Annotated in this window: 13 protein-coding genes and 1 riboswitch; of the genes, 4 read left to right on the forward strand and 9 right to left on the reverse strand. The window is 72.3% G+C overall.

Features of this window, described 5'->3' with window-relative positions; genetic code table 11:
• Positions 1 to 85: 85 nt before the first annotated feature.
• The gene (thiD, locus tag RIN75_RS11040; protein ID WP_309111746.1) at positions 86 to 898 is read right to left on the reverse strand and encodes a bifunctional hydroxymethylpyrimidine kinase/phosphomethylpyrimidine kinase; all 813 of its coding nucleotides are present in this window, start codon (positions 896 to 898) and stop codon (positions 86 to 88) included.
• The gene (gene thiC, locus RIN75_RS11045; RefSeq protein WP_309111747.1) at positions 898 to 2,550 is read right to left on the reverse strand and encodes a phosphomethylpyrimidine synthase ThiC; all 1,653 of its coding nucleotides are present in this window, start codon (positions 2,548 to 2,550) and stop codon (positions 898 to 900) included. Before thiC ends, thiD begins: the two co-directional genes overlap by 1 nt.
• A riboswitch (TPP riboswitch) is annotated at positions 2,541 to 2,664 on the reverse strand. It overlaps the preceding gene by 10 nt.
• A 108-nt stretch (positions 2,665 to 2,772) precedes the next feature.
• On the opposite strand from thiC, the gene RIN75_RS11050 reads away from it, so the two are divergent.
• Positions 2,773 to 3,525 carry a hypothetical protein gene (locus RIN75_RS11050; protein ID WP_309111748.1) on the forward strand — a complete coding sequence of 251 codons (753 nt, stop codon included), beginning with the start codon at positions 2,773 to 2,775 and terminating at the stop codon, positions 3,523 to 3,525.
• Here RIN75_RS11050 and RIN75_RS11055 read toward each other — a convergent pair.
• Both RIN75_RS11055 and RIN75_RS11060 read right to left on the reverse strand, forming a co-directional pair.
• Entirely contained in the window at positions 3,412 to 4,008 is a 597-nt protein-coding gene (locus RIN75_RS11055) for a LysE family translocator (protein WP_309111749.1), read from the reverse strand. The genes RIN75_RS11050 and RIN75_RS11055 overlap by 114 nt on opposite strands.
• Before the next feature lie 57 nt (positions 4,009 to 4,065).
• Complete coding sequence (locus RIN75_RS11060; protein WP_309111750.1) at positions 4,066 to 4,653, reverse strand: peptide deformylase; 588 nt, start codon at positions 4,651 to 4,653, stop codon at positions 4,066 to 4,068.
• Between the two features lie 107 nt (positions 4,654 to 4,760).
• On the opposite strand from RIN75_RS11060, the gene RIN75_RS11065 reads away from it, so the two are divergent.
• A complete protein-coding gene (locus tag RIN75_RS11065; RefSeq protein ID WP_309111751.1) occupies positions 4,761 to 5,072 on the forward strand; it encodes a DUF3263 domain-containing protein in 312 nt (103 codons plus the stop codon).
• Complete coding sequence (locus RIN75_RS11070) at positions 5,069 to 5,674, forward strand: LytR C-terminal domain-containing protein (protein ID WP_309111752.1); 606 nt, start codon at positions 5,069 to 5,071, stop codon at positions 5,672 to 5,674. The genes RIN75_RS11065 and RIN75_RS11070 overlap by 4 nt, the downstream gene beginning before the upstream one ends.
• A gap of 327 nt (positions 5,675 to 6,001) precedes the next feature.
• Here the strand turns inward: RIN75_RS11070 and RIN75_RS11075 are convergent, their stop codons facing one another.
• The 5 genes from RIN75_RS11075 to glp all read right to left on the reverse strand — a co-directional run bounded on the left by RIN75_RS11075 (position 6,002) and on the right by glp (position 11,943).
• The gene (locus RIN75_RS11075; protein ID WP_309111753.1) at positions 6,002 to 8,164 is read right to left on the reverse strand and encodes an AAA family ATPase; all 2,163 of its coding nucleotides are present in this window, start codon (positions 8,162 to 8,164) and stop codon (positions 6,002 to 6,004) included.
• A gap of 233 nt (positions 8,165 to 8,397) precedes the next feature.
• Complete coding sequence (gene pssA / locus RIN75_RS11080; RefSeq protein ID WP_309111754.1) at positions 8,398 to 9,366, reverse strand: CDP-diacylglycerol--serine O-phosphatidyltransferase; 969 nt, start codon at positions 9,364 to 9,366, stop codon at positions 8,398 to 8,400.
• A 5-nt stretch (positions 9,367 to 9,371) separates the two neighbouring features.
• The gene (locus tag RIN75_RS11085) at positions 9,372 to 10,082 is read right to left on the reverse strand and encodes a phosphatidylserine decarboxylase (RefSeq protein ID WP_309111755.1); all 711 of its coding nucleotides are present in this window, start codon (positions 10,080 to 10,082) and stop codon (positions 9,372 to 9,374) included.
• 159 nt (positions 10,083 to 10,241) lie between these two features.
• Complete coding sequence (locus RIN75_RS11090) at positions 10,242 to 10,766, reverse strand: hypothetical protein (protein WP_309111756.1); 525 nt, start codon at positions 10,764 to 10,766, stop codon at positions 10,242 to 10,244.
• A complete protein-coding gene (gene glp / locus RIN75_RS11095) occupies positions 10,738 to 11,943 on the reverse strand; it encodes a gephyrin-like molybdotransferase Glp (RefSeq protein ID WP_309111757.1) in 1,206 nt (401 codons plus the stop codon). The genes RIN75_RS11090 and glp overlap by 29 nt, the downstream gene beginning before the upstream one ends.
• 64 nt (positions 11,944 to 12,007) lie before the next feature.
• On the opposite strand from glp, the gene RIN75_RS11100 reads away from it, so the two are divergent.
• The gene (locus tag RIN75_RS11100; RefSeq protein WP_309111758.1) at positions 12,008 to 12,652 is read left to right on the forward strand and encodes an AIM24 family protein; all 645 of its coding nucleotides are present in this window, start codon (positions 12,008 to 12,010) and stop codon (positions 12,650 to 12,652) included.
• Positions 12,653 to 12,661 lie beyond the last annotated feature (9 nt).

A 12,661-nucleotide genomic window follows, 5' to 3' on the forward strand; every position in this document is an offset into this window, starting at 1 on the left:
GTCGCGCCGATTTCCCGACGATCGGAAAAGCTGATCGCCGGGAAATCGGCGCGACAAGCCGACGCGGCTTCGCGACGCTAGCCCTCTACTCCTCCAGCCGCCACAGCGGCGACACCGGCCCGACGCCCCCACCCAGCGGGTACGCCGCAGCCACCGACTTCACGATGAACTCCTTGCCGAACGCCACCGCCGTGGGCACGTCCTCGCCGCGCGCCAACCGCGAAGTGATGGCCGACGCGAGCGTGTCACCGCTGCCGTGGGTGTGCTTGACGTCGTAGCGCGGCCCGGGGAACTCGATGAACTCCGAACCGTCGTACAGCACGTCCAGGCACCCCGGGTCGTCCCACAGGTGCCCGCCCTTGACCAGCACCCACTTCGACCCGAACCCCAGCAGCACCTCGGCCGCCTTCCGCTGGTCGTCGTGCGAGCGCACGTCGACGCCGGTCAGCAGCCGCACCTCGTCCAGGTTCGGGGTGATCAGGGTCGCGCGCGGGAACAGCTTGGTGCGCAAGGCGTCCAGGGCGTCGTCGCGCAGGAGTTGGTTGCCGTGCATGGACGCGGCCACCGGGTCGACCACGAACGGGATCGACCGTCCGATGTGGACCCGATCGCACGCGTCCGCCACCGCCTCGATGATCGCCGCCGACGCGAGCATCCCGGTCTTCGCCGCGTCCACCCCGATGTCGCCGGCCACGGCCTCGATCTGCGCCGCCACGGTCTCCGGCGGGATCTCGGTGTACCCGGTGACGCCCAAGGAGTTCTGCACGGTCACGGCGGTCACGGCGGTCATGCCGTGCACGCCGCACGCGAAGAACGTCCGCAGGTCGGCCTGCAGGCCCGCACCACCGCCGGAGTCGGACCCGGCGATGGTGAGGGCCTTCGGTGGTGCGACGGTCATCAGTCGGTCACGACCGGCAGGTAGACCTTGTTGCCGTGGTCGGAGAACTCGTGCGACTTCTCCTCCATCCCCGCCTCGATCGCCTCCACAGTGGACAGCCCGCGCTCCTCGGCGTACTTGCGGACGTCCTGGGTGATCTTCATGGAGCAGAACTTCGGCCCGCACATCGAGCAGAAGTGGGCGGTCTTCGCCGGTTCCGCGGGCAGCGTCTCGTCGTGGAACGAGCGCGCGGTGTCCGGGTCCAGCGACAGGTTGAACTGGTCCTCCCACCGGAACTCGAAGCGCGCCTTGGACAGCGCGTCGTCCCAGTCCTGCGCGCCCGGGTGGCCCTTGGCCAGGTCCGCCGAGTGCGCCGCGATCTTGTAGGTGATCACGCCGGTCTTCACGTCGTCCCGGTTGGGCAGGCCCAGGTGCTCCTTGGGCGTGACGTAGCACAGCATCGCCGTGCCCAGCCAGCCGATCTGCGCCGCGCCGATCGCCGAGGTGATGTGGTCGTAGGCGGGCGCGATGTCGGTGGCCAGCGGCCCGAGGGTGTAGAACGGCGCCTCGCCGCACCACTCCTCCTCCAGCCGCACGTTCTCCGCGATCTTGTGCATCGGGACGTGGCCGGGGCCCTCGATCATCACCTGCACGTCGTGCGCGCGCGCGATGTGGGTCAGCTCGCCCAGCGTGCGCAGCTCGGCGAACTGGGCCTCGTCGTTGGCGTCCGCGATCGAGCCCGGCCGCAGGCCGTCACCCAGCGAGAACGTCACGTCGTAGGTGCGCAGGATCTCGCACAGCTCCTCGAAGTGCGTGTAGAGGAAGCTCTCCTTGTGGTGCGCCAGGCACCACGCGGCCATGATCGACCCGCCGCGCGAGACGATGCCGGTGACCCGGCGCGCGGTCAGCGGCACGTACCGCAGCAGCACGCCCGCGTGCACCGTCATGTAGTCGACGCCCTGCTCGGCCTGCTCGATGACGGTGTCCCGGTAGACCTCCCAGGACAGCTTCGCCGGGTCGCCGTTGACCTTCTCCAGCGCCTGGTAGATCGGCACCGTGCCGATCGGCACCGGCGAGTTGCGCATGATCCACTCGCGGGTCTCGTGGATGCGCTTGCCGGTGGACAGGTCCATGATCGTGTCGGCGCCCCAGCGGGAGGCCCACACCATCTTCTCCACCTCCTCCTCGATCGAGGAGGTCACGGCGGAGTTGCCGATGTTGGCGTTGATCTTCACGAGGAACTTCTTGCCGATGATCATCGGCTCGGCCTCGGGGTGGTTGCGGTTCAACGGGATCACCGCGCGGCCGATGGCCACTTCCTCCCGCACGAACTCCGGGCTCATGTTCTCGCGCGCGGCGATGAAGGTCATCTCCGGCGTGATGATCCCGGCCTTGGCGTACGCCAACTGGGTCACCGCCCCGTTGACCGGCTCGCGCGCCGCGATCCAGTCCGCGCGCAGCTTGGGCAGTCCACTGTGGACGTCGATGGTGGCTTCGGAGTCGGTATACGGACCGGAAGTGTCGTAGAGGTCGACGTGCTCGCCGTTGGTGAGCCCCACCCTGCGGAACGGGACCTTCACCCCGTCGGCCACCTCGCGGTAGACCTTGCGCGAGCCCGAGATCGGGCCGGTGGTGACAGTCGGCTTCACCGAACGGTCGTCAAGTGCCGTCACGACATTCCTCCCTACGCCGGCATTACCCGGTCAGGTTCAGGCGGTCGGCGGCACCGGAGTCGTCTCCAGCCGCCCTCTCAGCCCGCTGTGGCGCAAGCTCCCGCGTTTGTTGAGTTGTCCGCCTGACCATAGCCAGGCCACCGCGCCGATGCCAAGGCCGGCCCGGTCCGGTCGCCGTCACGCGGATGCCAAGGGTGGCCCTTTGCGCGTACCTTTCTCCGCGTGGCTGATCACCAGCCCTTCCCGCCCGGTGCACGGCGCGTGGCGCGCCCCGCCGCGGTGTCGCCGTGCCCGTCGTGCGGCGAGCCGGCGGGCCGGAGCTACCCCGGCTGCCGGTACTGCGCCGAGCTGGTCGACCAGTACTGGCTGCTGGACTGGCAGGAGCTGCTGGCCGCGGAGAAGCTCGCCGAGGGCGGCGCGGGGGAGAAGGAGCTGGCCGAGCTGGTGCTGGCCGACGAGGTGGGCCGGCACCCGTGGACCTGCACCGACTGGGCGATGACCCTGGTGACCTGCGCGCACTGCGGCGAGGAGCCGGCCACCGGTCCGGTGGACTGCGTGCGGTGCGCGACGGCCGACGAACTGCGCTGGGCGTGGGACCACGCGGGCTACCCGCGCGCCATGACCGCCGGCGAGCACGCGTTGCGGGTGGCGCGCGCGGTGTTGCGCGCACCGCACCGGCGGCGGGCGAGCGTGGTCGGGGCGTGGCGGTTGCTCCTGCCGTTCCTGCTGGTGGGAGAGCTGCCGACGGTCGGCCAGGTGCGGCGCATCCGGGCCCACGTCCTGGCCGGCGCGTACGCCGAACTGGCCGCCTGCACCACCCACGTCGAGCTGGCCGGGTTCCCGGAACTGCCGTGGCGCCGGTCAGCGCGGGTCGAGCACCAGCCGAAGCCCAAGCCCGACCAGCACGGCCCCGGACACCCGCTCGACCGCCCGCCGGACCCGCGCCCGGGACAGAAGGCCGCGGACCCGGTCTAGGACACCCACGACGACCAGGTACCACAGCGTGTCGACGGCCACCCAGACCAGCGCGAACACCAGCAGCGCACCCCGCCCCGCGTCCGCCGGCAGGAACTGCGGCAGGAACGACAGCGCGAACGCGCCCAGCTTCGGGTTGGCCAGGTTCACCACCAGCCCGGCCCGGAGCGCGTGCCGGGCCGGTTCCGCCTCCGGCAGCGGCGCGCCTGCCTTGAGCAGGGCGGACACCCCGAGGTGGATCAGGTAGGCGGCGCCCGCGACGCGCAGCCCGTGGTAGGCGATCTCCGAGGCGGTGAGCAGCGCCGACAGCCCGAGCGCCGCGGCCACCGCCCACACCGCGACCCCGACCTCCATGCCCGCGACCGTGGCCAGCGCCCCCGCCCGCCCCCGGACCGACTGCCGCAGCACCAGCGCCGTACCGGGCCCGGGCGACAACGCGATCAGGAAGGACGCCGCCGCGAAGGCGACGATGCTGCTCCACATGCAGCCATCGTCACCCTCTTGTCCAGGCGTTTTCGCCTTCCCCTGGACTCCTGGTGGTCAGTCGTCGTCTTCGTCGCCCGCGAAGGGGTCCGCGGAGGTCGCGGGGTCCCAGGACAGCCCCGGGACGCCCCACCCGTTGGCCTTGAGCATCTTCTTCGCCGCCCGCTTGTGCCGCCCCACGAGCCGGTCCAGGTACAGGTACCCGTCGAGGTGGTCGGTCTCGTGCTGGAGGCAGCGCGCGAAGAACCCGGTGCCCTCGACCTCGACCGGCTTGCCGTCGCCGTCGAACCCGGTCACCTTCGCCCACGACGCCCGCCCCGTCGGGTACGACTCGCCCGGCGCCGACAGGCAGCCCTCGTAGTCGTCGTCCGGGTCGGGCATGCCCAGCGGCACCTCGGAGGTCTCCAGCACCGGGTTGACCACCACACCGCGGTGGCGGACGCCCTGGTCGTCGGGGCAGTCGTAGACGAAGACCCGCTTGTCGATGCCGATCTGGTTGGCCGCGAGGCCCACCCCGTGCGCCGCCGCCATGGTCTCGAACATGTCGTCGATCAACGCGCGCAACTCGTCGTCGAAGACCTCGACCGGCTTGGTCGGGCGGTGGAGCACGGGTTCGCCGGCGATGACGATGGGGTGGACTGACATGGCGACAAGCGTATCCGTCCACAGGACGCGCCGAGGCGATGAGACGACCCGGGCCAAGATCACGTGATTGAATGGCACCGACGCACCAGGTAGGGCTGAGGAGCCAGATGGACGCCGCAGAGGCACTGGCGCCGGCGGAGGGGCCGGACGACGGTTTGGACGACCGGGAGCGGGCGATCCTGGCCTTCGAACGCCAGTGGTGGAAGTACGCGGGCGTCAAGGAGCAGGCCATCAAGGAGCTGTTCGACCTGTCCCCGACGAGGTACTACCAGTTGCTCAACGCGTTGCTGGAGAAGGAAGAGGCGTTGGCCGCGGACCCCATGCTGGTGAAGCGCCTGCGCCGGTCCCGGACCGGCAGGCAACGGGCCCGAGCCGCCCGCCGCTTCGGCGTTGAGCACCCGGGTGTCGAACGCCGATGAGCACCCCGGAGCCCGCACGTTCCGCCCACACCGCCCGCGCCGCCGGCCTCGCCCTGATCGGCGTGGCCGCGGTCGCCCTGGTGATCGGCGTGGCCACCCTGTTCACCGGCGGCGACGAGGACCAGCCAGGCGCCCAGCCGTCCACCACCGCGTCCCAACCGTCCGACACCCAGCCTCCCGGCACTTCGGACTCCGCCCAACCGACAACCGCTTCCCCCACGACCCCGCCGGCCACCACCACGTCCCCCTCGCCCGGCACCCCTGCCGCCACCACGACCCCGCCACCCCCGGTCACCCCGACCAACAAGCCCCCGGTGCGGGTCTACAACAACAGCAACATCCAGAACTTGGCGGCCCGCGCGTCGGACGACGTCCGCAAGGTCGGCTGGGACGTCGTGGAGACGGGCAACTACTCCCAGGGCGTGATCCCCACGACCACGGTCTACTTCCGCCCGGGCACGGACGAGGAAGCGGCGGCGCAACAACTGGCCCGAGCCCTGCGCGCCGAGGTGAAGCCGCGCTTCGACGGCATCGAAGCCGCCCACCCCGGCATCATCGTCATCGTGACCAACGACTACCAGGGTCCTTCCGGCAAGATCTGACGCCCGGCAGCGGTGGCGGCGGACTCAAAACCCGTCCAGTGTGCGTTCGGGTCGCACCGGGCTACGTTCGAACCGCAGAACTGTCGTACCCCTCTGGGACAATGGCATTGGGGGCCGGAGGCCACGCCCACGAGGGCCGGTGGCCGCGCCCGGCGGCAGCGAACCAGCAGGCCGGCACCAGGGCAAGCGTTTGCGCCGCAGCCGTCCCACCCGCAGCCGCTCTTCTCGGGCCCGCTCCTCCCCAGGCCCAGCCCTCGTGCAGCCCAGCCCTCCGAAAGCCCAGCCCTCCGAAAGCCCAGCCCTCCGAAAGCCCAGCCCTCCTGAAGCTCAGCTCTGGCGGGACTCCGCGTAAGCCTCCAAAGCCGCCAACTGCGCCGGGTCCAGCGAAGGCCGCACCGCCGCCCGCGCCCTCGCCAAGTGGTCCGAAGTCACCTCTGCCGCCGACAGCGACTCCCGCATCGCGGTCAACGCCGCCTCCCGCACCAAAGCCGCGCAGTCGGCCGCCGAGTACCCCTCCAACTCCTCCGCCAAAGCCGACAAGTCGACATCTCCGGCCAACGGCGTGTTCCGCGACGACGCCCGCAAGATCTCGGCCCGCGCCGCAGCGTCCGGCGGCGGCACGTACACCAAGCGCTCCAACCGGCCCGGTCGCAGCAGCGCCGGGTCGATCAGCTCGGGCCGGTTCGTCGCGCCCAGCACCACCACGTCCCGCAGCGGCTCGACGCCGTCCAACTCAGTCAACAGCGCCGCCACCACCCGGTCACCAACCCCAGAGTCCGACGACTGCCCCCGCCGCGGGGCCAACGCGTCCACCTCGTCCAGGAACACCAACGCCGGCGCGGCCTCGGCAGCACGGCGGAACAACTCGCGCACCGCCCGCTCCGACTCCCCGACGAACTTGTCCATCAGTTCGGCGCCCTTGACCGACAGCACGTTCAGCCGCCCGCTCCCCGCCAGCGCCCGCACCAGGAACGTCTTCCCGCACCCCGGCGGCCCGTACAGCAGCAAGCCGCGCGGCGGCGCGACGCCCAGGCGGGCGAACGAGTCCGGGTACTGCAGCGGCCACAGGGCGGCCTCGGTGAGGGCCTGCTTGACCTCGGTCATGTCGCCGACGTCGTCCAGCGTCAGCCCGCCGGTCCGCAACGTGTCCGAAGTGGACATCGAGATCGGCCGCACGGTCTCCAACGCGCCCAACAGGTCCTGCTGCGCCACGTGCGGCTCCGCGACGTCCCGCTGCCGCAGCGCCGACCGCACCGCCGCCTCCCGCCGCAACGCCACCAGGTCCGCCGCGACGAACCCGGGCGTCCGGTCCGCGACCACCCCGAGGTCCACGTCCGGCTCCAGCGGCACGTCCCGCAGCAGCACCCGCAGCAACTCGGTCCGCCCGACCCCGTCCGGCAGCGGCAGCACCAGCTCGCGGTCCACCAGCTCCGGCACGCGCAGCCGGGGGTCCACCGCCTCGGGGTGCGCACTGGTCACCACCAGCGCGAACCCGGGCCGCGACACGGCCTCCCGCAACGCGTCCAGCACGACCGTCGCCACCGGGGGCGGGTCCGCCGCCGGCAGCAGGGCTTCGACGTCCGTCAACAGCAACACCGCGGGCGACCCGGTCGACGACAACGCGTCGGTCAGCCGCGCAACGGTCGCGTTCGCCTCCAGCACCGCGATGCTCGGCGCGGCCACCTCGACCACCGCCGCACCGACACCTTGCGCGACCGCTCGCACCAAGGTCGCCTTGCCCACGCCCTCCGGCCCGCTGACCAGCGCCGCCAGCCGGGGCGCCGCGCCCAGCCGGGTCAGCAGCTCGGGGTGCTTGAACGTCAGGTCCAGCCACTCGGTGAGCCGGCGGGCCGCGTCCTGCTGCCCGACCAGGTCCGCGATCGGCACCGCTTCCACCGGCGGCGCCGGCGCGACCGGCTTCGGCGAGGGATCACCCGTCCGCGCCCCGTCCCGCCACCCGACCACGGTCGACGGCTGCACCGCCACCGGCCCGGCGGGGTCGACGGACGTGATCGTGAGCAGTTCGTTGGTCCACGTCATGCCGATCGCGTTGGACAGCTTCCGCCGCGTCTCGCTGACGTCCACGCCCGGCGGCGGCGCGAGGTCCTGGGGCAGCAGCGACACCGCGTCCCCGACCGTCAGCACCTTGCCGGTCAACGCCATCCGCAACGTCTCGGGCGTCAACGACGTGCTCGCCAGCCGCGACCCGGCCACGGTCACCACCCGCGCCCCGGCCACCTCGACCGGCGTGACCACGACCTCGGACCCCTCGACCACACCCAGGTTGGACAACGTCACGTCGTCCACGAACACCACCCCGGGCGGCCCGTCCCCGGCGGCGGCGAGGGCGGCGGACACCCGCGACCCGGTCAGCTTGACGGCGTCCCAGGCCCGCAACCCCAACGCGTCCAGCACCTCGGGGTGCATCCGCACCACACCGCGGCGCGTGTCGAGGGCGGAAGGCGACAGGCGGGCCGTCAACGTGATCACGACAAGAGCCTAGGACAGCGAACGGCCCCGGCGGGTGAGGTCCCGCCGGGGCCGTTCAGCGTGGCCTCCGGCCCCCGGTTCGATCATCCCGCGGGGTACCGACAAAAAGAGCTCTACAGCCGCTGGAGCCGACAAAAGGACTCCAGGGCCGGTGGTGCCGGCAAAAGGCTCTAAGACCGGTGGGTGCCGAACCAAAAAGGCTCCAGGGCCGGTGGTGCCGAAGCCAAAGGGCTCTAGGACCGGTGGTGGCGGCGCAGGCCGATCTGCCGCCAGCCGCGGCGCTTGCCGCCCGGCTGGCCGTTGGTCTCCGCGGCCACCTGGGTCGGGTCCACGGTCCGGCGCGGCCGTCGAACGGCACGCATCGCCGCCCCCGCCACCCGGCCGCCCAACGGCTGCCGCAGGCCCAACCGCCGAGCCGCCACGCCGTGCGCCCGCTTGATCGCGCGACGGTCCGCCGCCGGCACCGACCACGCCTCCGGGTGCTTGGCCAGCCACCGGTACCGCCGCACCGAGTACGGCAGGTGCGCCAGGTACAGCAGCGACGCCGCGATCAGCGCCACCAGCGGGAACGTGATGATCGCCGCCGCCAGCAGCGCGACCCCCACCAGCAGCGGGGCGACCGCGCGCGGCGGGACCTTGATCGTCTTCACGGACAGCGTCGGGATGCGGCTGACCAGCAGCAGCGCGATCGCCACCGTCCACACCGCGACCACCCACGGCTCCGACCACCAGCCGCCGCGGCGGAACTGCTCGTCCAGGATCAGCGGCAGCAGCAGCAACAACCCGCCGGCCGGCGCGGGCACGCCGACGAAGAACTCCTTCGCGAACGGCGGCTGCTCCACCTCCAGCAGCGTGTTGAACCGGGCCAGGCGCAGCACCATGCACACGGCGAAGATCAGCGCGACGACCCAGCCCTCGCGGCTGGTGTCGAACTTCCACACGAAGATGACCAGCGCGGGCGCGACGCCGAAGGAGATGGCGTCGGCCAGCGAGTCCAGCTCGGCGCCCATCTTGCTGGTGGCGTCCAGCAACCGGGCGATCCGGCCGTCGAGGCCGTCGAAGACCGCCGCCATGGCGATGGACGCGATGGCCGCGCCGTAGAACCCGTTGATGGCGAAGTACACCGCCGACAGGCCCGCGCACATCGCCAGCACGGTGATGGCGTTGGGCAGCAGCCGGACCCCGGGGCCGCTGGGAGCCATCGGCCTCAGCCCTCCGGGAGTTCGGCGAGCACGGTCTCGCCGCCGATGGTCTTCTGACCCGCCTCGACCAGCACGCGGCTGCCCGCCGGCACGTACAGGTCGACCCGCGACCCGAACCGGATCAGGCCGTAGGTCTGGCCGGCCGCGACCTTGTCGCCCTCGGCCACGTGGCACACGATCCGCCGCGCCACCAGGCCCGCGATCTGAACCACCACGACGTCGTGGCCGTCGAAGGACCGCAGCCACACGGTGTTGCGCTCGTTGTCCTCGCTGGCCTTGTCCAGGTCCGCGGACAGGAACTTGCCGGGCCGGTAGGACACCTGCTTCACGGTGCCCGGCACCGGCACGCGCTGGACGTGCACGTCGAACACCGACAGGAACACGCTGATCCGGGTCATCGGGACGTCGCCCAGGCCCAGTTCGGCCGGCGGCACCGCCTCGACGACGTGGGACACCGTGCCGTCGGCGGGCGCCACGGCGATGCCGGGCCGGGTCGGCGTGGTCCGCTTGGGCTCGCGGAAGAACCACGCCACCCAGGCGGTCAGCAGGGCGCCGACGACACCCGCGCGCTTGGAGAACCGGCGCAGCAGGAGGGTGGCGACGGCCGCGCCCACCACGAACGGGCGACCCGCGGGGTTCATCGGGGGGACGATCCCCTTGGCGAGGTCGAGGAAGTGGGAGACGGCACCACTGTTGTTGTCGCGATCGACGGTCATGGCTCTCTCGGGTCGGGGCTCGTGTCATTCGACCGGCCACACGCTACGCCGGCGGCACCCGGCCCCGTCCGGCGTGCCCGTGCGTCCCCCGACGAACGCACGCGCACCACCGGACGAGTATGACTCGAGTGTAATCCGGGTCACATGGCGTACTCAATGTCAGCGTGTGAGCGCTCTGTCACACAACGCGCTCACTCGTTCGCGCACCATCGGCACGTTCGTAGCACCCTGAACGGCCGACGCGACCACTTCAGGTGTGTCCACCGTCGTCCCGTCCGCCAGCACGACCTGCCACGGCCCGCCCCAGTCCAACGGGAACTCGGCCCGGCCCGCGCGCACCAACTCGTCCAGCAGCACCGCGCCCGGCAACCGGGTCACCACCTCGACCAACGCGTCGTCGTGCTCTTCGGCCGGCACGTCCTCGCTGAGGATCTGCGGCGCCAACTCCCGCAGCCGGCCCTGTTCGAGTCCGGTCAGCAGCTCGTCCAGCGTGCCCGACGGCGCTACACCGCTCTGCCAGCCCGCCTCGGCCGGCATGCCCGCGAAGTGCGCCACGTGCGCCGCGCGCGCCAACCGGACGATCTCCGGCCACTCCGCTCGAAGCTGCTCGGCCCGGGTCAGCGGCACGCCCTCGGGCTCCGCGCGCAGCTTGAGCTCAGAGGAACCGGACGAGCACCTCGGCACCTTCGGCCAGCTCGGTCACCTCCTCGGGCACCTCGATCAGGCAGTCGCTGATCGCCAGCGCCGACAGCAGGTGCGACCCCGGCCCGCCCACGGGCGTGACGACCTGCCCGGACACCGGGTCGTACTTGCCGCGCCGGAACTGGGTGCGCCCCGCCGGCGAGGTCAGGCCGGCGCTCAGCCTGGCCATCGCCGTGGGCCGCTCGACCTGCGCGAACCCCATCGCCGCCCGCAGCGCCGGCCGGATGAACACCTCGAACGACACCTGCGCGCTCACCGGGTTGCCGGGCAGCGTCGCCACCGCGACCCCCTGGTAGCGGCCCGCGCCCTGCGGCCCGCCCGGCTGCATCGCGACCTTCGTGAACTCCACGCCCCGCCCGGTGAACGCGTCCTTGACCACCTCGTACGCGCCCGCGCTCACCCCGCCCGAGGTGAGCAGCAGGTCGAACTCCGCGATCCGCGCGCCGACCGCCGCGTGGAAGGCGTCCACGTCGTCGGGCACGAACCGCAGCAGTTCCGCCTCGCCGCCCGCCTCCCGCACGGCCGCGGCGAGCATCACGCCGTTGGACTCGTAGATCTGCCCCGGCAGCAGCTCGGTCCCCGGCGACACCAGCTCCGACCCGGTCGACAGCACCAGCACGCGGGGCCGCCTGCGCACCGGCAGCACCGCGAACCCCAGCGCCGCCGCCAACCCCAGCTGCGCCGGACCCAGCGGCGTGCCCGCGGTCAGCACGGTCGCGCCCACGGCCACGTCGTCCGCCGCCGTCCGCACGTTCTGCCCGACGACCACCGACCGGTCCACCCGCACCGCCGCCGTCCCGCCGTCGGTCCACTCGACCTGCACCACGGCGTCCGCGCCGGGCGGCACCGGCGCGCCGGTCATGATCCGCTGCGCGGTCCCCGGCTCCAACGGCACCAGCGACGTCTTCCCCGCCGGGATGTCGTCGGCCACCGGCAGCGTCACCGGCACCTCGGCGACGTCGGCGGCGCGCACCGCGTAGCCGTCCATCGCGGAGTTGTCGAACGGGGGCAGGGGGATCGGCGCCACCAGGTCGGCGGCCAGCACCAGGCCCAGGCAGTCCGCGACGGGCAGGTCCGCCACCGGCATCACGCCGACCAGGTCCGCCACGCGCGCACGGTGATCAGCGACTCGCGTCAAGGGGTTCGACACGGCCACCATCCTGCCGCGCCCGTGCGAAACTGCTCCGACCGGCCGCAGGGTGATCGCAGTAGGGGGGAGTCCGGTGCAGGTCCGCACGCGACACACGCCGACGTTCGGGGTGGCCAGGCTGGTGCTCGCGCCCGCCGAGCCGGTGCTCGTCGAACGGTCGTCCCTGGTCGCGACCAGCTACGGCGTCGCCGTCGACACCAGGGGCAAGGCGCCCGGCGTCAAGGCCGCCCTGTGCACCGCGGGTCCCGAGGGGGGCTGGGTCGACGTCGCGCCCCCGCTGCCCGGCGACCTGCACGTCCTGGAACTCGACGGCACCACCGGCTGGTGCGTCGCCCGCAACACCTGGCTGGCGGGCGCCGTCACCGTCGCCCTGGACCCGGCCGCGCCCCCGGTGCGCGCCCTGCACGGCGGCGACAACGGCTTCCTGACCCACTTCCGCGGCACCGGCTCGGTCGTGCTCAGCTGCTACGGCACCCTCGACGTGGTCACCCTCGCCGCGGGCGAACTGGTCACCCTCGACGCCGGGCACGTCATCGGGTTCGCCGACACCGTCCAGTGCCGCCTGCGCGCCCTCACCCCGGACCTGCCGCAATCGGTCCGCACCGGCGACGGGCTCGCGTTCGACTTCGCCGGGCCGGGCCTGGTGCTGACCCGCACGCGCAGTCCGCGCGGACTCGTCACTTGGTTGCGCGACAACGGATTCAGCGTGCGCGCATGACTCCATAAG

This window comes from Saccharothrix sp. (assembly GCF_031180885.1).
In the GTDB taxonomy this organism is placed as follows: domain Bacteria; phylum Actinomycetota; class Actinomycetes; order Mycobacteriales; family Pseudonocardiaceae; genus Actinosynnema.